The following is a 19,483-nucleotide window of genomic DNA, read 5'->3' as shown; positions in this document are numbered from 1 at the left end:
GAGGGAGTGCAGTCAGCACTCGAGGCCGATTCCGAGGTGCTGGAATTAGTCCTCGAGCGTTGCATCTCGGACGACCACATCCAGCCCACGTCTGAGCTGTTGGGACAGCTCTACATCCGAGATATCGTTGAGCTCTGCTAGTTCGACCAGCGATACCTCACGTGGTACTTTAAAATACCCCTCGCGGACTGCACTCCGGAGGAGCTCCCGTTGCGCGTCGGTCAGGGTTCCGTCCCGATTGGTATCCGAAGTCATTCCCGAACTCACTGGATGTGTGAATGTTCCCCAGAGCAAAACCATTTGCGCAAACCACAACATAGATTGCGGTTTTCGAGGAGTAGTGTACTAAAAACTGCGAATTTCGCAACCTAATTGGTCTTCAGGATGGTGACTCATCCGCCGGTGTCCTCCGCGTACTCGAAATGTTCCCAGGGGCGAGTGTGGTGGTTGGTGATGATCTCGGAGGATTCGATATCGAACCCGAGTCCCGACAGTTGATTGCTGATGTCCGTGAGGTCCTGTGTATCCGTGGCGACGGCCTCGATGAAGAGGTTGCGTTTGCTGGTGAGCATCTCACGGACGTCGACGACCCCACGGGACTCCAGCGCCTCCCGGGCGAGTGATTCGCGCTCCTCGGTGGCGGCACTGCAGATGAACAGGACGTGCAGCGGGAAGGCGGCTTTCTCGTAGTCGACCTTGATGTAGTACCCCTCGATGATGCCTTCGTCTTCGAGGCGCTCGATACGGTTACGGACCGTGCTCGGAGAGACCTCGACCTGTTGTGCAATCTCGTCGATAGTCGTGTTCCGGGCGTCCTCCTGGAGCGCGAAGAGGATACCCCGGTCGACCTCGTCAAGGGAGACCGAACTCATGACTGGGGGTACCGCCGGAGAGAAAATGAATCTTCTCCGCAATCGGGGAGAGCGCGGTAGATTCGAGATAGCACGTGGTGGGCTTTTGCTCTGGCCAGTCTGTGCTGGCGCAAATGTTACGGTATCTTCCGACTATTGAACATCTAAGGAGAGAGAAAATGGTGGGTGAGGAACCTATAGAAAGCGAAGAGCAGTTCGAGAAGCAACTGCGGAATATCGTCAACGAAGCTACGAAGAATGGGGTGCCCGTCGAGGGTGGGTGGAGCATCCGAAATGAGGATCCATCGCTCCCGACTCTAGATGTAGAGATCGTGGTATTAGCTGAGAGACTGGAATAAATAGCCACCTCCCGAGCCAGAGATAACCGTGCGAATCATCCGTGCTCGAGTACCAACTCCTCTGTTCCCAGTCGGCCCGTGGCCGTCTCCCGAATCGAGCCCTCTATTCAGTATGGTACTGAGAAGAGTACACGAACTCGTCAGGAATGCCGGGGGTTCACTCGCACCCCGGGTCCGTCACTGCCGATGATGCCGTTCCCACTTCGGCACCGCCCGGCGATACAGCCCGATTCCAAGACCCCCCGCGACGACACCCGCCGCGCCCAGGCCCACCAGCAGGGTCGCATCCACGGGCGCGAGCACCAGCCCGACCACGAGCACCGGGACGAGCACGACCGCCACGGCCCCGCCGAAGGCCGCGAACAGCACGGTGTCGAAGAGGAACTCGTTGGGCTGGAAGCCGGCGAGGTAGACGGTCAGACCGAACAGGTAGCACTCCAGGCCGAGCAGGAGGAGCACGCCGACGACGGCTTCTTCGACTCTGGCGCCACGCCACGCCACGGCTCCGAGGAAGTAGAGCAGGCCGGTGGGCACGCCGAGGACGAGGAACGCCCGGAACTTCGCGCGGAAGACGGCCGCCACCGAGACGGGGTAGAGCTGGTACTCCCGGACGTCGTCGAACTGCGTGACCCAGTTGTAGGTCGTGAACGCGGAGAGCCCCAGAATCGCACCGAAGGAGATGCCGGTCGAGGGCGCGAGGCCGGTGATGGTCTCCGCGAGGTTCAGCAGGAACGCGCTGACGGCGAACAGTACGCCGCCGGAGAACAGCACCTTCACGAAGCCGCCGGAGGAGCGATGCACGTCGAGCAGTGACTTCACGGTCAGACCGTCGGCGTCGAAGGGCAGGGCGTTCTGCCAGTTCAGGAAGGTCCGACCTGCGGTTCTGGCGGGCGTGACGTAGCTGGTGTCGTACACCGCGACGCCGGTACCGAGCAGGACCGGAATCGGCGCGAGCGCCGCGACGGCTTCGACCGCGGTCGCGCCGTCGAACAGGCCGTAGGGTGTGTATGCGACGAAGTCGATGCCGGCGGCGTAGGCGAGGCCGGCCGCGGCGGCGAGCCCGAGCAGGAGGAGCTTCCCGGGCGCGCCGCGGGTCGAGAGGCCGATGGCGGCGAAGGTGACGGCCACGCCGAGGACGAACGTCGCCGTCGTCGTCGCCCAGAGCGCCGGGAGCGCGAGCCAGCCGATACCGGCCCCCGTCAGGACGGCGGGGACGAACCCGATGGTGATGGGGAGCAGGAACAGCAGCGCGTAGTACACCGCGTCCTTCACGAGGAAGATGCCGAGCAGTTTGCGCTGGGAGATGGGCAGGGTTCGCGCCGTGAACACGACGAGGGTCATGTCGCCGAGCAGGTTCCGCATGGCATCGCGGCCGACGAACCCGACGCTGCCGGTGTGCAGGCCGAAGAAGAACGCGAGGGCGTGGACCCCTGCGAGGACCGAGCCGACCGCGGTCCCGGTCGTGGTGAGCAGGTAGACCGCGCCGGCCGTGATGGCCGTGACGAACACCGGGAAGCCGGCGAAGCGGCCGCCGCCGAAGAGCTGGCTGTGGAGGCGCCACTCCTCGCGGAACATCTCGACGAAGAGCCGGCGGTCGAGGCTAGTCGTCACCCAGCACCGCCTCCGGTTCCTCCCAGTCGGCGCCGTCGTCGACGTTCGCCATGAAGGTGTCGAGCAGCGACTCGTCCTCGCCCAGTTCGCCGGGCTGGCGCTCCGCGATGAGTTCGCCGCCGTAGACGATGCCCACCCGGGAACAGATCTCCTCGGCGACCTCGATGTGGTGCGTCGAGATGAATATCGTGTTGCCCGCGTCGCGGTAGTTCGTCAGGAACCGCTTCGTGCGCTCCTGGACGATGGGGTCGAGGTTCGCCAGGGGTTCGTCGATGAAGACGACCTCGGGTTCGTGGAGGAACGCCTGCGTTATCATCACCTTCTGTTGCTGCCCCCGCGAGAGGTCGGTGTTCAGGGTGTCGAGCTTCTCGGCGAACGAGAGGCGGTTCGCCCACGTCTCGACGCGGGAGTCGACCACACCCTGGTCGAGGTCGCGCACCGTCCCGACGAAGTCGAAGTACTCGCGGGGGGTCATGAAGCTCGGCGGGGACTCCTGCTCGGGGAGGATGCCGATGTGCCGGCGCGTCTCGACCGGGTCCGCGACGGGGTCGTGGCCCAGCACCGAGGCGCTGCCCGAATCCGGTTCGAGTTGCCCGGTGAGTATCTTGATGGTCGTCGTCTTCCCCGCCCCGTTCGGCCCGAGTGCGCCGAACAGTTCGCCACGCCCGATGTCGAGCGAGAGGTCGGCGAGGGCGGTCACGTCGCCGTAGGTCTTGCGGAGGTTCTCGGTTCGTATCGCGCTCATCAATCGTCCCGTCAATCGGTGTCGGTCCTAAAGACCGTTCTGCCCGACTGCGGGGTTGCCGGTTCGTCGCCCGAGGCCACCGCCCTCCCGGGGTTCCCAGCGGTCGACAACGCAGCGAACGGTGAAGTAGCCGAGGTCCCAACCCCCGCGCATGCACTCGGTGCTCCTCTCGGACTACCCGATGCTCGACCCCGAAATCTACCGCGAGGTCCTCGGCCCCGGCGTCGAGATACACGAGCGAGACCTCGGGTCGGGGGAGGCACTCCTCGAGGCGGCCCGCGAGGTGGACGCCGACGCGGTCGTCACGGACGTCCACACGCCGGTCCCGGCCACAGTCATCGAGGCGCTCGACCTCGCGGTAATCGCCCGTTCGGCGGTCGGTATCGAGGGAATCGACCTCGGTGCGGCAGCCGCGGCCGGCGTTCCCGTGGTGCACTGCCCCGAGTACTGCACCGACGAGGTGGCCACGCACGCGCTCTCGCTCGTGCTCGCCTGCGCCCGGTCGATTCCCGCCTACGACCGCTCGGTCAGGGACGGCGAGTGGGCGTGGGGCGCGACCCGCGAGCTCCACCGGCTCCGGGGCCAGACCATCGGGATGCTCGCGTTCGGCCCCATCGCGCGCCGGTTCGCGGAACTCGTCTCCGGGTTCGACTGCCGGCTGCTCGCCCACGACCCGTACGTCGAGGCCGAGACAATGGCCGACTACGGCGTCGAAAGGGTCGATTTCGAGACGCTACTCGACGATTCGGACGTGCTCTCGGTGCACGCGCCCCTGACCGACGACACCCGGGGGATGCTCGACGGCGACGCCTTCGAGCGACTCGGGCCGGGGGCCATCCTCGTGAACACCGGCCGTGGTGCCGTCATCGACGAGGACGCACTGGTCGCGGCGCTGGAGTCGGGACAGGTCGCCTCGGCCGGGCTCGACGTGCTGACGGAGGAGCCGCCGAAGGACTCGCCGCTGGTCGGGCGTGAAGATACCATCGTGACGCCCCACGCCGGCTGGTACTCGGAGGAGGCGCGACGCGACGTGAACGAGACGGTCGCACGCGACGTGAAGCGGGTGCTGGACGGTCAGGCGCCGGAGAACGAGGTCGACGAGTCGTGGTGAGGCCTCTGGCGGTGAAGATGGGTGCCACAGAAGGTGTGATACTGCGGTCGGTCTAGCTCGTCCGGAAGTCCCGGATGAAGCGACCGACACGCGCCAGCGGGGCCGTTCCAGCCGAGAGCTGGACGACGAAGGACGCGACCAGGACGACGGTGAACAGCCCGGCCCAGACGGCCGTGCCGAGCATGTCGACGACCGGCACACCGACCTCGGCGGCGAAGACCGTGACCATCGCCACCAGTCCGATGAGCAGGTAGTGCTGGTACCAGGCGAGCCCCGTCGAGCTCATGACGGTGGTGTAGGGTACGAGGTCGCGGGACCGTTCGGTCAGCGTGACGGTCTTCAGGTTCGACTCGTACTCGATAACACCCAGTTTGTCGAGCATCGGCAGGTGCGTCTGGTGCAGGGACGCGTAGACGCTGTCCCTGATGTTTCGTGGCGGCGGCGACTCCCCAGTCTCGGCCTCGGCGATCGCCTCAGAGAGGTCCCTGAGGGTCGATTCTCCGCCGTGGCTCCGGAGGTGCTTCAACACCTCGCGCCGACGTTCGTTGCTCAATATCGAGTGAATATCCCCCTCGTCGAGTCGGTTCTCGCTCGCTGTAGGGATGATTCTACTATCTACAGATGGCGTGCTGATTGACACCGGTTACTCCCCCTCCATTACGTTACTCGTTGTCTAGGGATATAGCTGTATGCCTTGAATGGCCATCAGGTTTAAATAATGAACCGGGATTTTCATGTCAGGCCGAATCGACCGTTAGCGAGCACGCCGCGCTCGTAACTCCCGGTTAGGACCGTGGCCACGCGCCAAGAACCGGTCGTTCGAGGTCACGGTCGGGCGACCCGTCACCCGGAATCTGCTACCGTGCTAATCGTTATTCTCTCGGGGCCACTCTGTTCTGCCATGCACGTGCTCGCACCGATAGACGGTTCCGAGTGTAGTTTCAGGGCCCTGGAGTTCGCCATCGAACTCGCCGAGCGGTTCGGGGGCAAACTGGACGTCGTCCACATCACCGACCACGAGGACGAGGAGGTCGACCAGCTGCTGGAGCGTGCCCGGGCGTTCTGCGAGGAACGAGGCCGCGAGACCACCCCGGAACTCTCGTACTCCGTCGGCATCTCCCGGATGCGCTACGCGAACAAGATCGGGAAGGACATCCTCGAACTCGTCGAGGACCGGGACATCGACCACGTGGTCATGGGCCACCACGGCGGGAACACGGTCGACAGGCTCGTGCTGGGCAGCGCCACGGAGACGGTCACCCGGGCGAACACCATCGGCGTCTCGGTCATCCCCTGACGGAGTGGGCAACTGTCGTCCGGCGCTACAGGTTTCCCCGCTGGGGCCCTGTCGTCCCCTATGAACGTCGGCATCATCGGCACCGGGAACATCGGTGAGACGCTCGCGCGACACCTCGTGGCGGCCGGCCACGACGTGATCCTCTCGAACTCGCGTGGCCCGGAGTCGCTGTCTGATCTCGTCGAGGACCTCGGCGAGCACGCCTGTGCGACGACGCCTGCAGAGACTGTCGATCACGCCGAAGTCGTCGTCCTCGCGCTCCCCTGGCGGGCCCGCGACGAGCTTCCTGCCGGTGAACTGTTCGCGGACAAGATCGTCGTCGACGCGACGAACCCCTACTCCGCGGACTTCGAGGTCATGGACCTGGGGGAGGAGACGTCGAGCGAGGTCATCGCCGAGCAGCTACCGGACGCCCGGCTCGTCAAGGCGTTCAACACGATGTACTGGGAGACGCTCCGTGACGAGGCCAGGCCAGACGCGCCCGCGGAGGACCGGCTGGTCATCTTCATGGCCGGCGACGACCGCCACGCCAAGGACGTGGTGGCGGACCTCGTGCGGGAGGTCGGCTTCGTCGCTATGGACACCGGCGGGCTGGTCGAGGGTGGGCGGCTGCAGGAGCCGGGGTCGGCCATCTACGACGAGCCGATGACGCCGCCGGAGGCGCGGGAGGTCCTCGCTTCCCTGCGGGAGCCGAGTAACTGACCGGTAGCCGAGGATTGAATTCGACCCGGTCCTATCCCCCGCTGTGGACGCGATAGAGCTCTCGACCGTGGTCTACGTCCCGAAGGAGGAGGCGTTCGACTTCCTCCTCGACTTCACCAACCACGAGAAGTACTCGGAGTACGTCTCGGACGTGACCAGACGCGGCGAGGGCGTGGGGGCCCAGTTCGACATCACCCTCCAGTGGTGGAAACTGGAGTACACGCTCTCGCCGCGCGTGACGGCGCTGGACCGCCCGGCGCGCATCGACTGGGACGTGCCCCGCGACGTGCGGGCGCAGGGCTACTGGGCACTGGAGGACCTCGACCCCGAAGCCGATGCCGCACAGGCGGACGGCGGCCCGGCGACGCGGGTGCGGCTCCGCATCGAGTTCGACCGGTCGGCCTCCCGCCTCGGCCGGCTCAGGCTCCCGCCGATGGTCTCGTTCGACTGGGTCCTCGACCGCCTGAAGCCCATCGCGCTCCGGGAGGCGAAGGTGGTGTTCGAGCGCGCCATCGCCGACCTCGAAGGCGAGCGTCGGGACGTGGACCTCGAGTTCCACGTCCGACCGACCACGGTGTGAGACGGCCGTCGTCACTCTCCGTCGAATCGACGATTTCTGCCGGTCAGAGTCCTGTCTACCAGTAGATTACACTCTGGTTTAGGGAAACCGAAAAAATCGCAAGTGGTTTATTCCTTTAGGGGGGCCTAAACCATATGAACGAAGATACGACGGACGGACAGGACGCGACACGGCGGCAGTATCTGCAGTACGGCGGCGCGTTGCTCGGGGGCGCGCTGCTGGCCGGCTGTGTCGGGAACGCCGGTGACGGGGCCACCGGTGACCCGACCGACACTGCCACCGGGACCGCGACGGAGACGGCCACCGGGACCGCGACCGAGGAGGCGACGGATACCGAGACGGGTGATGCACAGGACACCCCGTACTCGGTCGCCATCGAGCCCGTCGGCGAGGTCAGTTTCGACGCCGTCCCCGAGACGTGGGTCGCGAACAACGGGAGCTGGGCCGACATGGGCATCGCGCTCGGCCTCGAACCGCCGAAGGGCGTCTGGCTGACGAACCGGTACCACACCCAGTACTACGACGAGATTCCGGGCCTCTCCGTCGACAAGAGCGACATGGTCTCGCTCTACCAGGACGGCGTCAGCAAGGAGTTGTTCTACGAACTCGACGCCGACGTCCACGTGATGGACCCGAACTTCCTGCTGAACCGCTTCCAGGGCTGGAAGCAGGGCGACGTCGAGGAGGTCACCGAGAACGTCGGGCCCATCTTCGGGAACTGCATCTACGCCCAGCACTACCCGTGGCACGAGGACTACCGCTACTACACCCTCTACGAGGGCTTCGAGAAGCTCGCGCAGGTCTTCCAGCGCACCGACCGTTACGAGGCGTTCGAGAGCCTGCACGACGAGTTCCAGGCGAACCTCGCCCCGCACGTCCCCACGAAGGCGGAGGCACCCGAGGCCGCGGTCCTCTGGGGCGTCGGCGAGGCGCCGGAGAAGTTCTACCCGTACATCATCGGCGGCGGCACCGGGTTCAAGCACCTCCGCGACCTCAACGTCAAGGATGCGCTCGCCGACAGCGACGTGAAGGACTTCCACGGGAGCCGGGCCGCCATCGACCTCGAGACGCTGCTGGAGGTCGACCCCGAGGTCCTCCTGCTTCGCGGCTACGAGGCCAAGTCCGAGTCGGAGTTCCAGAGCACCGTCGTCGCCTCGCTCGAGGACCACAGCACGGCGAGTGCCCTCACCGCCGTCCAGAACGGCGACGTGTACCGCGCCGGCGGCCTCTACCAGGGGCCCATCACGAACATGGTCCTGACCGAGCGCACGGCGGGCCAGCTCTACGGCGTCGAAGAGCAGCTGTTCGACCGCCAGCGCGTCGCAGATATCGTCAACGGGGAGTTCTGAGCATGCCCACGGAACAGGGTGCGCAGACACACGACTTCGACGTGGTAATCGTCGGCGGTGGCCCGGCCGGCACCGCGGCAGGCGTCTTCACGGCCCGGTACGGCCTCGATACGGCGGTGTTCGACCGGGGTCGCTCGTCGATCCAGCAGTGCGCCCACCTCGAGAACTACCCGGGGTTCCCGGCCGGCATCGACATCGAGACGCTGTACGCCCTGCTGCACGACCACGTCGAGGAGGCGGGCTGCGAGCTCGTCGCCGACATGGTCGAATCGGTCACCCGGACCGAGGACGGGGCGGGATTCGTCGTCGAACTGCAGGATGGCGAGGCCGTCACCGCGACCCGCGTCGTCGCCGCGACCCGGTACGACGGCGAGTACATGCGCCCCCTCGTCGGCGACGAGGCGTTCTTCACCCACGAACACGACGGCGAGGAGCACACGCACTTCGACCGCGCCTACCCCGAGATGGACGGGACGACGCCCGTCGACGGGCTCTACGTCGCCTCGCCCGCCGAGGAGACCGACCGACAGGCAATCGTCGCGGCCGGCCGCGGCGCCCGGGTCGCACTGACCGTCGTCGACGATATCCGCGCCGAACAGGGCTTCTTCGACCCGGTCGTGGACCACTACGACTGGCTGCGCCGCGAGTCGAGTCTCGAGGGCGAGTGGGCCGAACGCGAGCGCTGGGTCCAGTGGGCGGAGGAGAACCGGCCCGAGGACCACGACCTCGCAGACGACGAGTGGGAGGAACTCCGTGACCGCGAGATCGACCGCCGGTTCGAGACGTACATCTCCGACGACGAGGTCGACCGCCGCGCCGAGGCGGCCCACGACCGCCTCCTCGAGCACCTCGACGACGACCGTATCCTCGCGTACGCCCGTCAGCTAGAGGCCGAGCGAGAGACACCGACAGAACAGTCGCCGGAGGCTGACGACTGACCATGGCAGGGGAACCGACGTCCGGGTCGCACGCTGGCACCACCAGCGAGGGCTGGCTCGCCTGGATTGACAGCTCGCTCCTCACGCTGTGTCTCGCGAGCCTCGTCGTCATCGTCCTCGGCGGGCTCGTGCAGGTGAGCTTCGGCGCGTTCTCCATGACGCTCGTCGAGGCCTGGCAGGCCGTCTTCAACCCCGACGTGATACTCAACCTGAAGGCGTGGGAGGCGTTCATCCTCGGCGGGGAGGTCCCCGAGATGAACAAGCGCAGTCTCATCGTCTGGAACATCCGCCTGCCGCGGGTGTTCGTGGCGGTGCTGGTCGGCATGAACCTGGCCGTCTCCGGGGCAATCTTCCAGGCGGTCACCCGGAACGAGCTGGCGAGCCCGTTCATCCTCGGCGTCTCCTCGGGTGCCGGGCTGATGATACTGCTCACGCTCGTCGTCTTCTCCGGGCTCACGACGTTCCTGCCGCTCATCGCCGCGGTCGGTGGCGCCGTCGCCTTCCTCATCGTCTACGCCATCGCCTGGAAGAACGGCACCTCGCCGGTCCGGCTGGTACTCGCCGGTGTCATCGTCGGTACGGTGTTCAACAGCCTCCAGACCGGGCTGTTCTTCTTCGCGGACGACATCGGCGTCGTCCAGTCCGCCATCGCGTGGACGACCGGGTCGCTCACCGGGACCGACTGGGAGCAGGTCCGGATGGCGCTGCCCTGGACCGTCCTGGCGCTGTTCCTGGCGCTGGTCGGCTCGCGCCAGCTGAACGTCCTCCTGCTCGGCGAGAGCACCGCGAAGTCCCTCGGGATGAACGTCGAGAAGGTCCGGTTCGCGCTCTCTGGCGTGGCCGTGCTCGCGGCCGCGGCGAGCATCGCCGTCGCCGGTATCGTCGGCTTCGTCGGCCTCATCGTCCCGCACATGGTCCGGACCGCCGTCGGCAGCGACTACAAGAAGCTCATCGTCGGCTGCGTCTTCGCCGGCCCCGCCCTGATGGTGGCCGCGGACGTGGGTGCGCGCCTCGCGCTGAACCCCGTCCAGATACCGGTCGGCATCGTGACGGGGCTCGTCGGCGGGCCGTACTTCCTCTACCTGATGCGCAAACAGGAGAACCTGGGTGAAGTCTGAATGGCCGGGAACCAGCCACCACGAGAGGACTCGACACGCGAAACCGCCCGCAGCGACCCCACGACCCGAAGCGACGGGGTAGCCCACGACTCCTCGGAGCTGACCGGGAACGACCTCGTCATCGGCTACCCGGCGACCGAGGAACCCGTCGTCGAGATCGACACCGTCGTCCTCCCGCAGGGCGAGGTCACGGCACTCGTCGGCCCGAACGGGAGCGGGAAGAGTACGCTCCTGAAGTCGATGGCGAACCAGCTCGACCCCTGGAAGGGTCGGGTCATGCTCGACGGCGAGGAGATACAGTCGGTCGACGCGAAGACGCTCGCCCAGCGCCTCGGTCTGCTCTCGCAGGAGAACGAGTCGCCGGGGAGCCTCACCGTCGAGAAACTCGTCTACCACGGGCGCTACCCGCACCGTGGTTTCTTCGAGTCCGTCACCGAGGAGGACGAGGCCGCGGTCGAACGCGCCATCGACCTCGCCGGGGTCGAACACCTCCGCGACAAGTCCATGAACAACCTCAGCGGCGGCCAGAAGCAACTCGCCTGGATCGCGATGGTGCTCGCACAGGACACCGACGTGCTGTTGCTCGACGAGCCGACGACGTTCCTCGACCTGCATCACCAGCTCCGCGTGATGGAGGTCGTCCAGACGCTCAACCGCGAGGAGGGCGTCACCGTCGGCGTCGTCCTCCACGACATCGGGCAGGCCGCCCGGTTCGCGGACAACCTCGTCGCGATGAAAGACGGCGAGCTGTACGACTGGGGCCCGCCGAAGGAGGTCGTCACCGAGGAACTCCTCGCGGACGTCTTCGAGGTGGACGCGACCGTCGACAGCGAGAGTCCGACCGGCCCGCACATCTCACCGCACTCTGCACTCGACACCGACCCGGAATGACCGACGCTACCCTGCTCCCCCGACCGGCTCGCACCGCCCGCGTCGCGTCGTACCTGCTCGCGGGCGGGTTCCTGGCACTCGTCGCGCTCGCGGTCCTGCCTACCGAGGCGCTCCGCGTCGGGTCGCTGCCGGGCGCTCCGTCGTCGGGGTCGGCCGGTGGCTTCCTCGCCGCGGTCCCGGTGCTGGTGCTCGCCACGTTCGCGCTCTGGTTGACACTCGTCGCCCGGGCGGTGTGGGCCGAGAGTTCGGCCGACGTGGCCATCGCCGCGTTCGCGACCCCGTGTCTCATCGTCTCGGGCTGGGGCCTCTACGAGTACTACGCCGTCCAGGCGGGCGTCCGCTGGGGCGGGCTACTTTCGTTCGTGGTCGGGACGCTGCTCTCGGTCGTCGTCGTGGCCGACGCGGTGTCTGCCCGCGTCGCATCGTCGTAGCCTCACCGTCTCGTCCAGCGGTACTGCCACTCCGGGAGCCGAACTTCACTGGTTTAGGCTGGCCTAAAAATCGGAACTACTTTATTCTTTTAGGCTGGCCTAAAACATATGCCTGAAGATTCGGACGGCCTCGACCGCCCCACGAGACGGGACTGTCTCCGGTACGGCGGCACCGTCGTCGGGACCGGGTTGCTCGCAGGTTGTTCAAGTAACGGTGGCGGCGGAACGGACTCGACGTCGACCGGTGCACCGGCCGAAACGACGGAGAAGCCGGCGGAGACCGCGACCGAGAGCAGCACCCAGTCGACGGAGACGGAGTCGTTCGAGGTCACGGTGAAGCCCTACGGCAGTACCACGTTCGAGCGCCCGCCAGAGACCTACGCGACGAGTGGTGGCGTGTGGACCGACATCGGGTTCGCGTTCGGCACGGAGCCGACCGCGATGTCCCGCATCGACGCCTACCCGACCCACTACTACGACCGGCTGCCGGGGGTGACCTTCGACGCGGGTGAGATCACGAACCTCGGTGGTCCGAGCGAGTACAGCAAGGAGCAGTTCTACGAACTGGACGTCGACGCGCTGTTGCTCGACAGGGTCCTCCTCAACAGTTACGCCGGCTGGGACGCCGACGACTTCGAGGAGGTCGGCGAGAACGTCGCGCCCTTCTGTGGGACGTATCTCCGCAACGAGTGGAGCGGCTCCGCACTCGGCATGGAGTTCTCGTTCCCGTACTACACGCTGACGGAGGCCGTGAAACTCACCGGCCGACTGTTCCAGGACCACGACCGTGCCGACGCGTGGGTGTCTCTCCACGAGTCGTTCCGGCGCGACCTCCAGGACCGAGCGCCGGCTGCATCGCCGAGCATCGGGTTGCTCTACAGCGCATCGCAGCCAGCCCAGGGGAAGTTCATGGTCACCGATCCGACCCTGGACGGCATCGCCACCCGACAGTACCGGACGTTCGGCGTCGAGGACGCCTTCTCGGACGTCGACCTCACCAACGGGTGGAAGACCGACTACGAGGGTCTCCTCGAGGCGGACCCCGACTACCTGTTCTTCGATTCGACCCTCTCGATGAGCCGTTCGGAGTTCGAGACGCAGTTCGTCACGCCCCTCGAAGAGAGCGAGGTCGGGAGCGAACTGAGTGCGGTAGAGGCGGGCAGGGTCTACCGCGGTGGCGGACGCTACCAGGGCCCGATTCTCAACCTGTTCCAGACCGAGATTCTCGCCAAGCAGCTCTATCCCGAGACGTTTGGGGCGTTCTCCACGCTCGACGACCTGGGAACGGGTGAACAGCTGTTCGACCGCCAGCGGGTTGCAGATATCATCGACGGAGACTTCTGAGAATGACGAACGACGACACGACAGGACGCGACGCACCGACGCGCAGACGGCTGCTCCAGGTCGGAGGGACGGCCCTCGGCAGTGGCCTCCTCGCCGGGTGCCTCGGCGACGGGGCGACCGAGGCCGGCACGACTGCCGCCGACGAATCGACGGGGACGAGCCAGAAGACCGGGACGGACCGGCCCGCCGACGATGCCACCGAGACAGCGGCGTCCGGGTCGTACGAGGCCTGTATCGTTCCTTCGGGCTGTCTCACGTTCGAGTCGGTCCCGGAGACCTACGCCGTCTACAACGGCGCGTGGGCCGACATGGCGTTCGCACTCGGCCAGCGCGACGGCTTCGAGACGGCGGGCAACATGATCCCGGGGTTCTTCTACGAGCCGTTCGACCTCGACGTGCCCGCGCAGGACACGCTCCCGTCGATATGGTCGGAGGGCGGCTGGGACAAGGAGTCGTTCTACGAGGTCGACCCGGACGTGTTCCTCATGGACCCGAACTACCTGCATGGGACCGGCTGGGACAGTTCGTGGGACAAGTCCGACACGCAGGAACTCCAGGAGAACGTCGCCCCGTTCTTCGGGAACAACTGCCGTCGTCGGCGTAGCTTCCACGACTACAAGCTCTACAGCCTCTACGGGGCGTTCGACAAGCTCGCCACCCTCTTCCAGGAGCGCGAGCGCTACGAGGCGTTCGCGTCGCTGCACGACGAGGTCCGCACCGAGATACAGTCGCGGCTCCCGCCGGAGAGCGAGCGCCCGGAGATCGGCCTCATCAACGGTGGGTCGGAGCCGAGCAAGGGCAAGTTCTACCCGCTGAACACCCAGGACGAGGGCTACGAAATGAAGCCCTACCGCGACCTCGACGTGGCGAGCGCGTTCCCGCAGTCGATGGAGGACGGCGGCACCATCGACTACGAGCAGTTGCTGGAGGTCGACCCCGAGATCATCGTCGTCCACTGGGGTATCGGGACGACCGGCGAGCAGGATTCCTTCTCTGCGAAGGCGTTCCACGAGCAGTACGTCGCGCCCATGGAGGCGGACGCCGTCGGGAGCCAGCTCACCGCGGTCGAGAACGGGGACGTCTACCCCGGCGCCTACGGGGAGCAGGGCCCCATCGTGAACCTCCTCCAGACGGAGATGAAGGCCCAGCAGCTCTACCCCGAGGAGTTCGGTGCGTTCGACCCCGAGCGGTTCCCCGAGGTCCCCACGGAGAACCAGCTCTTCGACCGCCAGCGCGTCCGGGACATCATCGCAGGTGACCTGTAGATGACGACGCTGCCGGAGGAGACGCTCGCGAGTGACTCCGAATCCGTGGTCGACCGGGACGTGGTCGTCGTCGGTGGCGGTGCGGCCGGCCTGTCGGCGGCCGTGTTCCTCGCCCGGTACGGGCTGGAGACGCTGGTGCTGGCCCGCGGGCAGTCGGCCATCCACCAGTGCGCCCACATCGAGAACTACCTCGGCTTCCCGGGCGGCGTCAGCCCGGAGCGGTTCGTCGCCCTCGGGCGCGCACAGGCCGAGCACGAGGGCGCGACCGTCGAGGAGGACCTCGTCGAGGTCGTGGAACCCCACGACGAGGGCTTCGCGGTCGAGACGCAGGATGGGCGCGACCTCGTCACGCAGTACGTCCTCGTCGCCAGCGCGTACGACGGCGACTACCTGGACCCGTTCGGGGACGACCTGGACACCGACGATGAGCACGGGTTCGTCGCGACCGACGCCGGACGGACCTCGGTCGACGGTCTCTACGCGGCCGGCTGGCTCACCGAGGACACCGTCCACCAGGTCGTGGTGAACGCCGGCGATGGTGCCCGGGCCGCGGTCGCGCTCGCCCGGGACGACCTGACGGACCGGTACTGGCCCGAGGTCGGCGAGTTGTACGTCGACTGGGTCGTCGACGACGACCGCTACGGCGGCGAGGACTGGCACGAGAACTTCGACGACTGGTTCGACCGCGAGATACGGCCGGGGGCACCAGCTCTCGACGAGGACGCGCTCCTGGCTGCTCGCGAGGACATGAAGACGGCGTTCCTCGACCGCGGTATCGAGGAGGCCGAACGCGAGCGTCGGGACCGGGAGGGCCAGCGACGCCTCCTGGAACAGCTCGACGACGACGTCGTGCGTGAGTACGCGCGGTCCCTGCCCGCGACCGAGGAGGACGAGATTCGACGATGACAGACGACGACACCACGAGACGGTACTCGCGACGCGACTACCTCCGGGTCGGTGGCGTACTCACCGGCACCGGACTGCTCACCGGCTGCCTCGGCGGCGACAGCGCCGGATCGACCGCGACCGAGACGGGGACCGTAACCGACACCGCCACGAGCGCGCCAGCCACCGACGAGGAGACCGAGAGCAAGCCGACCACGACAGCCGACGAGGGTCCGTACTCTGTCGAACTCTCGCCGGTCGGCGAGGTCGCGTTCGAGCAGCCGCCCGAGCGCGCGATGGTCGCCTTCTCGCACTACGCGGACATGGCGGTCGCCCTCGGGCAGGCCGATACGGTACAGACGCTCTACGCGCCGGAGTTCGCTGGGAAGTCCCTGAACACGTTCTACGACCGCCTCGACGGCGTCTCGCTGGAGTGGGAGGGCCTGCCCGACCCACTCGGTGACGGCGTCGACAAGGAGCAGCTGTACGAACTGGACAGCGACGTCCACTTCATCGACCCGTCGTACGTCGTCGGGGCACAGGAGGGCTGGGACCCGAGCGACGTGACCGAGGTCGCCGAGAACGTCGGCCCGTGGTTCGGGAACTACCACAGCGGGCTGCACGACCAGCCCGCAGACCCCTACGCCGAGGACTACCGGTACTACACGCTCTGGGACCTGTTCGAGAAGGTCGCCGCGGTCTACCGCGAACGAGAGCGTTACGAGGCCCTCCGGGCGGTCCACGACGACCTCCTGTCGACCATCCAGTCGTCGCTGCCGCCGGCGTCCGAGCGACCGACGGCCGCCCGCGTCACCCTCATCGGCGGGACGTTCTACGCCTACAAGCTCAACGCGCCGGGATTCTGGCACGCCGACACCCGCCCGCTCGGGGCGACCGACGCCTTCGCCGACGTGGAGTGGGAGGGGACGTGGGGTCGGTTCGACTACGAGACGATGCTGGAGACCGACCCGGACGTCATCCTCCACCTCTGGGGGATGGCGCCGGGCTACTACATCGACGACATCCGCGAGACGGTCACGGACGACCCCGTCGGGAGCCAGCTCTCGGCCATCCAGAACGACCGGTTCTTCGCCGGCGGCGTCCGGTTCCAGGGCCCCATCGCGAACCTGTTCCAGCTGGAGATGACCGCGAAGCAGCTCTACCCGGACCAGTTCGGCGAGTGGCCGGGCTACGACCCGGGACAGCCCTACCCCGAGATTCCGACGGACGAACAGCTGTTCGACCGCCAGCGCGTCGCTGACATCGTGACGGGCGACTCGTCAGCATAGACTCGCGACCCACCAGACCGCTACCACACCGATGTTCGGCACGACACTCACCGCGATTCGCGACCACGTCGAGGCGCTCGCCAGCGATGACGGCGACTACGTCGTCGTCTGTGCCCGGACGGGCGAACGGCCGGTGCCCACGGGGTCGATGCGCTTCGAGACGCGGTCGCTCGCCGAGCGGGCGGCACAGGCTGCGATGCAGTACCGGACCCGGCTCCGGCGATACGACCCGACGCTTCGGTACCACGACCTCATCGCCTGCGAGGCGCGTGGCGGTGCGGCCGGAACCGGCGGCCGACAGCCCCCGGTCTCGGCTCCGGCCTCGACGGTCGACCGCTCGCCGCTGGTCGAGTTCTGTCACCACGCCGCCGGGGCGGTGTTCGAGGCACTCGGTGCGTCGGGACTCCGCGCCGCGGAGACCGCCGTGATGGACGAGTACTTCGACCTGGCCGAGACGGTCGTCGACCCCGACGAGCTCTGTCTCTGCCTGCTCGAACGGCTCGCGACCGTGCTGGACGCGCGACTCGACCCGACCGAGCAGACCGAGGTCCTCACTGCAGCCGCGAGCCGACTGCCAGCCGGCGGCCACGACGATTCCGGCATCGACGACGACCCGGTCACGCAGACGCTCTCCTCGCTGCAGAACCGGGGGATGCTCTCGCAGTACAGCGTCGTGGACCCGGCGACCGTCGACCAGATGAACGGTCGCCTCGAGGGCGAGCAGCCGACCGTCGTTCGCATCGCCGACTACGCGCTCTCGCCACAGCAGGGTCGTCTCCCGGTGCTCCCGCTCGTGCTCGACATCTCCCGCCGGCGGCCCGAACACACTCCCTCGTCGGTCCGCGCCGTCGCTGTCGACGGCGCGTGGCAACTGCGGTTCACACCGCCGGGCGCTGCCGCCCGGACCGGAGCGCGCTCGACCGACGACGACCCGGGTGGCATCGTCAGTGCGCCCATCGAGGAGGTGTCGTGAGATGGGCGACACCGGTGGCCGCGGGGGACCGGACCGATGAACGAGGTCTCGCGGTACCTGCTCGGGCTCTACCGCGCCGAACGCGAGCAGTCGCCGCCGATCTCGTCCGGCCACGTCGCGGACCGGATGGACCGCTCGCCGGCCGCGACGACAGAGATGTTCCAGCGCCTCGAGGAGAACGACCTCGTCACGTACGAACCCTACGAGGGGGCCACCCTGACCGAGGAGGGCCGACACCGCGCCGAGGAGGTCCACGACTCCTTCGTCACCCTCTCGCGCTTCTTCCGCGACGTCCTCGACGTCGAGGACCACGAGCAGGAGGCGATCAGGGTCGCTGGCAGCGTCAGTCCCACCGTGACCGAACGACTCGCGGCGACGTTGCTATCAGACGACTGACGTGCCAGCGGCCGGAACCGTATCCTTTAAGGTTTAGGTTTGCCTAAATCCTCGTGATGGCCGTCGGAACCCCCTCGTCTTCCGATTCCGAGACCGACTCCGAGTCCCTGAACGACCTCGATTCCCGAACCGAGCCCGAACCGCGACAGGAACCGGAGATATCCACCTGTGAGAGTGCGCCCGGCACCGTCGTCTTCCTCGAATCCGGGAACTCCGACGGGTGGATATCGAGCGACGTCGTCGTCGACGTCGAGGAGTGACAGACAGCGACCACCCTTTCCATTCTCCCACCCATGTCAGACGAACACGATACCACAGAGCCCGACGAGGAAGCGCTCGAGAACGAACCGTCAGAGAACGGATCGCCCGAGGATGACACGCCAGAGAACGACGACCCCGAGCGAACGACGATCCGGGCGGGTCGCGACTTCGAGCAGGAGTACCGGCTCTCGGCCGCCGAGGCGGGGGCGTTCCTCGTCGAACTCGGCGAGCAGCTACAGGAAGACGACGAACTGACCATCTCGACCGACGAGTGGGAGCTCCCGTTCCCCTTCGGCGAACCGGTCGAACTGGAGATAGACTTCGAGGGCGTCGGCGACCCCGAACTCGAGGTAGAGGTAGAGATTCCGGGGCGCACCGACGAGACGGCGCCCGACGTTCGCTGAGGGCTGTTCCAGTCGATTCTCTCGCTCTATGCGTCCGTGACGAGCGTGTCGTCCGCGAGGTAGTGGTCGATGACGTGTGCGTGCTCTTCCAGTTCTTCGAGCTGTTCGCGGAGCATGTGCGCGGTCGTCGGGTCACCGAGCCCCTGTGCGAGCTCGATGTGGTCACGGTAGCCCTCGATGATGTCGCCGTACATCTCGAGGTCGTTCGAGAGCGAGGTACGGATGTCGTAGACGTCCTCGTCCTCGGGTTCGACGGTCGCGTTCTCCGAGAGTGCAGTCATGCTGGCGTGCGGGACGCCGCCGATGGACTGGAGACGCTCTGCGACCTCGTCGGCAGCCTCCTCCACGTCCTCGTACGCCTCCTGGAGGAACTTGTGAAGCGGAAGGTGCTCGGCACCTTCGACGTTCCAGTGGTGCTTGTGGAGTTGGTGGTAGAGGACGTAGGCGTTGGCGAGGTCGGTGTTCAGTGCCTCGACGATCTGTTCTGCCTTCTCCTTGTCGAGCCGGACGGGGTTCTCCTCGACTGTGCCAGCCTGTTGACGGACGTTCTTCTGGGTGCTCATCGCGTCTGTAGATACGGAACGGACCTACTTAGTAGTTTCCAGCGAACAAACAATTTTTCGCCATGCCTAAAAATCAGTTCTCGAAACGGCCACGACACGGGACTGATGCGCCCTGCCGGG

General features: G+C 66.7%; 24 protein-coding genes. 18 read left to right on the top strand and 6 right to left on the bottom strand.

The genetic code is table 11. From position 1 onward, the window contains the following. Positions 1-45 precede the first annotated feature (45 nt). The gene (locus NOV86_RS20150) at positions 46-267 is read right to left on the bottom strand and encodes a helix-turn-helix domain-containing protein (protein ID WP_267643619.1); all 222 of its coding nucleotides are present in this window, start codon (positions 265-267) and stop codon (positions 46-48) included. A gap of 125 nt (positions 268-392) precedes the next feature. Further along, the gene (locus NOV86_RS20145; protein WP_267643618.1) at positions 393-872 is read right to left on the bottom strand and encodes an Lrp/AsnC family transcriptional regulator; all 480 of its coding nucleotides are present in this window, start codon (positions 870-872) and stop codon (positions 393-395) included. Positions 873-1,030: 158 nt separating this feature from the next. Between NOV86_RS20145 and NOV86_RS20140 the strand changes: the two genes are divergently transcribed. Beyond that, positions 1,031-1,210 (top strand): hypothetical protein, encoded by a 180-nt coding sequence (locus NOV86_RS20140; RefSeq protein WP_267643617.1) that lies wholly within the window; start codon positions 1,031-1,033, stop codon positions 1,208-1,210. Between the two features lie 177 nt (positions 1,211-1,387). Here NOV86_RS20140 and NOV86_RS20135 read toward each other — a convergent pair whose 3' ends face one another. After that, entirely contained in the window at positions 1,388-2,821 is a 1,434-nt protein-coding gene (locus tag NOV86_RS20135) for a hypothetical protein (RefSeq protein ID WP_267643616.1), read from the bottom strand. Next, complete coding sequence (locus NOV86_RS20130; protein ID WP_267643615.1) at positions 2,811-3,566, bottom strand: ABC transporter ATP-binding protein; 756 nt, start codon at positions 3,564-3,566, stop codon at positions 2,811-2,813. Before NOV86_RS20130 ends, NOV86_RS20135 begins: the two co-directional genes overlap by 11 nt. 151 nt (positions 3,567-3,717) lie before the next feature. Here NOV86_RS20130 and NOV86_RS20125 point away from each other — a divergent pair, with 151 nt between their 5' ends. Beyond that, on the top strand, positions 3,718-4,677 hold the full coding sequence (locus tag NOV86_RS20125; protein ID WP_267643614.1) for a C-terminal binding protein: 960 nt from the start codon (positions 3,718-3,720) through the stop codon (positions 4,675-4,677). Positions 4,678-4,729: 52 nt separating this feature from the next. Here the strand turns inward: NOV86_RS20125 and NOV86_RS20120 are convergent, their stop codons facing one another. Beyond that, a complete protein-coding gene (locus NOV86_RS20120) occupies positions 4,730-5,230 on the bottom strand; it encodes a DUF7344 domain-containing protein (RefSeq protein ID WP_267643613.1) in 501 nt (166 codons plus the stop codon). A gap of 348 nt (positions 5,231-5,578) precedes the next feature. On the opposite strand from NOV86_RS20120, the gene NOV86_RS20115 reads away from it, so the two are divergent. The 16 genes from NOV86_RS20115 (at position 5,579) to NOV86_RS20040 (ending at position 18,800) form a co-directional block, all read left to right on the top strand. Next, entirely contained in the window at positions 5,579-5,974 is a 396-nt protein-coding gene (locus NOV86_RS20115) for a universal stress protein (RefSeq protein WP_267643612.1), read from the top strand. 60 nt (positions 5,975-6,034) lie between these two features. Further along, positions 6,035-6,676 carry an NADPH-dependent F420 reductase gene (locus NOV86_RS20110; RefSeq protein ID WP_267643611.1) on the top strand — a complete coding sequence of 214 codons (642 nt, stop codon included), beginning with the start codon at positions 6,035-6,037 and terminating at the stop codon, positions 6,674-6,676. Positions 6,677-6,719: 43 nt separating this feature from the next. Continuing rightward, complete coding sequence (locus tag NOV86_RS20105; RefSeq protein WP_267643610.1) at positions 6,720-7,256, top strand: SRPBCC family protein; 537 nt, start codon at positions 6,720-6,722, stop codon at positions 7,254-7,256. A gap of 134 nt (positions 7,257-7,390) precedes the next feature. Beyond that, positions 7,391-8,605 (top strand): ABC transporter substrate-binding protein, encoded by a 1,215-nt coding sequence (locus NOV86_RS20100; RefSeq protein ID WP_267643609.1) that lies wholly within the window; start codon positions 7,391-7,393, stop codon positions 8,603-8,605. Between the two features lie 2 nt (positions 8,606-8,607). Then, a complete protein-coding gene (locus NOV86_RS20095) occupies positions 8,608-9,543 on the top strand; it encodes an FAD-dependent oxidoreductase (protein ID WP_267643608.1) in 936 nt (311 codons plus the stop codon). Positions 9,544-9,545: 2 nt separating this feature from the next. Next, positions 9,546-10,661, top strand: coding sequence for a FecCD family ABC transporter permease (locus NOV86_RS20090; protein WP_267643607.1), 1,116 nt, complete (start codon positions 9,546-9,548; stop codon positions 10,659-10,661). After that, positions 10,662-11,552 (top strand): ABC transporter ATP-binding protein, encoded by an 891-nt coding sequence (locus NOV86_RS20085; RefSeq protein WP_267643606.1) that lies wholly within the window; start codon positions 10,662-10,664, stop codon positions 11,550-11,552. Continuing rightward, the gene (locus NOV86_RS20080) at positions 11,549-11,983 is read left to right on the top strand and encodes a hypothetical protein (protein ID WP_267643605.1); all 435 of its coding nucleotides are present in this window, start codon (positions 11,549-11,551) and stop codon (positions 11,981-11,983) included. The genes NOV86_RS20085 and NOV86_RS20080 overlap by 4 nt, the downstream gene beginning before the upstream one ends. A gap of 108 nt (positions 11,984-12,091) precedes the next feature. Beyond that, positions 12,092-13,327: an ABC transporter substrate-binding protein gene (locus NOV86_RS20075; protein ID WP_267643604.1), complete on the top strand. Its 1,236-nt coding sequence runs from the start codon at positions 12,092-12,094 to the stop codon at positions 13,325-13,327. 2 nt (positions 13,328-13,329) lie between these two features. Then, entirely contained in the window at positions 13,330-14,592 is a 1,263-nt protein-coding gene (locus NOV86_RS20070; RefSeq protein WP_267643603.1) for an ABC transporter substrate-binding protein, read from the top strand. Then, a complete protein-coding gene (locus tag NOV86_RS20065) occupies positions 14,593-15,498 on the top strand; it encodes an FAD-dependent oxidoreductase (RefSeq protein ID WP_267643602.1) in 906 nt (301 codons plus the stop codon). It begins immediately after the preceding gene. Continuing rightward, positions 15,495-16,766 carry an ABC transporter substrate-binding protein gene (locus NOV86_RS20060; RefSeq protein ID WP_267643601.1) on the top strand — a complete coding sequence of 424 codons (1,272 nt, stop codon included), beginning with the start codon at positions 15,495-15,497 and terminating at the stop codon, positions 16,764-16,766. Before NOV86_RS20065 ends, NOV86_RS20060 begins: the two co-directional genes overlap by 4 nt. A 31-nt stretch (positions 16,767-16,797) precedes the next feature. Continuing rightward, positions 16,798-17,739: a DUF7551 domain-containing protein gene (locus tag NOV86_RS20055; protein ID WP_267643600.1), complete on the top strand. Its 942-nt coding sequence runs from the start codon at positions 16,798-16,800 to the stop codon at positions 17,737-17,739. A 36-nt stretch (positions 17,740-17,775) separates the two neighbouring features. Then, the gene (locus NOV86_RS20050) at positions 17,776-18,135 is read left to right on the top strand and encodes a metal-dependent transcriptional regulator (protein WP_267643599.1); all 360 of its coding nucleotides are present in this window, start codon (positions 17,776-17,778) and stop codon (positions 18,133-18,135) included. 56 nt (positions 18,136-18,191) lie between these two features. Next, on the top strand, positions 18,192-18,395 hold the full coding sequence (locus NOV86_RS20045; protein ID WP_267643598.1) for a hypothetical protein: 204 nt from the start codon (positions 18,192-18,194) through the stop codon (positions 18,393-18,395). A gap of 33 nt (positions 18,396-18,428) precedes the next feature. Further along, complete coding sequence (locus NOV86_RS20040; protein WP_267643597.1) at positions 18,429-18,800, top strand: amphi-Trp domain-containing protein; 372 nt, start codon at positions 18,429-18,431, stop codon at positions 18,798-18,800. A 26-nt stretch (positions 18,801-18,826) separates the two neighbouring features. Here the strand turns inward: NOV86_RS20040 and dpsA are convergent, their stop codons facing one another. Continuing rightward, positions 18,827-19,363, bottom strand: a complete 537-nt coding sequence (dpsA, locus tag NOV86_RS20035; RefSeq protein ID WP_267643596.1) for a DNA starvation/stationary phase protection protein DpsA — start codon at positions 19,361-19,363, stop codon at positions 18,827-18,829. Between the last annotated feature and the right edge of the window lie 120 nt (positions 19,364-19,483).

Origin of the sequence: Haloarchaeobius amylolyticus (assembly GCF_026616195.1) — an archaeon.
GTDB lineage: Archaea > Halobacteriota > Halobacteria > Halobacteriales > Natrialbaceae > Haloarchaeobius > Haloarchaeobius amylolyticus.
Note: the sequence above shows the minus strand (reverse complement) of the source record. Positions and strands in the feature narration are given on the sequence as shown.

Coding starts and splice junctions, on each gene's coding strand:
- NOV86_RS20145 (WP_267643618.1), bottom strand. CDS start 872: ATGAGTTCGGTCTCCCTTGACGAGGTCGACCGGGGTATCCTCTTCGCG.
- NOV86_RS20140 (WP_267643617.1), top strand. CDS start 1,031: ATGGTGGGTGAGGAACCTATAGAAAGCGAAGAGCAGTTCGAGAAGCAA.
- NOV86_RS20130 (WP_267643615.1), bottom strand. CDS start 3,566: ATGAGCGCGATACGAACCGAGAACCTCCGCAAGACCTACGGCGACGTG.
- NOV86_RS20125 (WP_267643614.1), top strand. CDS start 3,718: ATGCACTCGGTGCTCCTCTCGGACTACCCGATGCTCGACCCCGAAATC.
- NOV86_RS20115 (WP_267643612.1), top strand. CDS start 5,579: ATGCACGTGCTCGCACCGATAGACGGTTCCGAGTGTAGTTTCAGGGCC.
- NOV86_RS20110 (WP_267643611.1), top strand. CDS start 6,035: ATGAACGTCGGCATCATCGGCACCGGGAACATCGGTGAGACGCTCGCG.
- NOV86_RS20100 (WP_267643609.1), top strand. CDS start 7,391: ATGAACGAAGATACGACGGACGGACAGGACGCGACACGGCGGCAGTAT.
- NOV86_RS20095 (WP_267643608.1), top strand. CDS start 8,608: ATGCCCACGGAACAGGGTGCGCAGACACACGACTTCGACGTGGTAATC.
- NOV86_RS20090 (WP_267643607.1), top strand. CDS start 9,546: ATGGCAGGGGAACCGACGTCCGGGTCGCACGCTGGCACCACCAGCGAG.
- NOV86_RS20085 (WP_267643606.1), top strand. CDS start 10,662: ATGGCCGGGAACCAGCCACCACGAGAGGACTCGACACGCGAAACCGCC.
- NOV86_RS20080 (WP_267643605.1), top strand. CDS start 11,549: ATGACCGACGCTACCCTGCTCCCCCGACCGGCTCGCACCGCCCGCGTC.
- NOV86_RS20075 (WP_267643604.1), top strand. CDS start 12,092: ATGCCTGAAGATTCGGACGGCCTCGACCGCCCCACGAGACGGGACTGT.
- NOV86_RS20070 (WP_267643603.1), top strand. CDS start 13,330: ATGACGAACGACGACACGACAGGACGCGACGCACCGACGCGCAGACGG.
- NOV86_RS20065 (WP_267643602.1), top strand. CDS start 14,593: ATGACGACGCTGCCGGAGGAGACGCTCGCGAGTGACTCCGAATCCGTG.
- NOV86_RS20060 (WP_267643601.1), top strand. CDS start 15,495: ATGACAGACGACGACACCACGAGACGGTACTCGCGACGCGACTACCTC.
- NOV86_RS20055 (WP_267643600.1), top strand. CDS start 16,798: ATGTTCGGCACGACACTCACCGCGATTCGCGACCACGTCGAGGCGCTC.
- NOV86_RS20050 (WP_267643599.1), top strand. CDS start 17,776: ATGAACGAGGTCTCGCGGTACCTGCTCGGGCTCTACCGCGCCGAACGC.
- NOV86_RS20045 (WP_267643598.1), top strand. CDS start 18,192: ATGGCCGTCGGAACCCCCTCGTCTTCCGATTCCGAGACCGACTCCGAG.
- NOV86_RS20040 (WP_267643597.1), top strand. CDS start 18,429: ATGTCAGACGAACACGATACCACAGAGCCCGACGAGGAAGCGCTCGAG.
- dpsA (WP_267643596.1), bottom strand. CDS start 19,363: ATGAGCACCCAGAAGAACGTCCGTCAACAGGCTGGCACAGTCGAGGAG.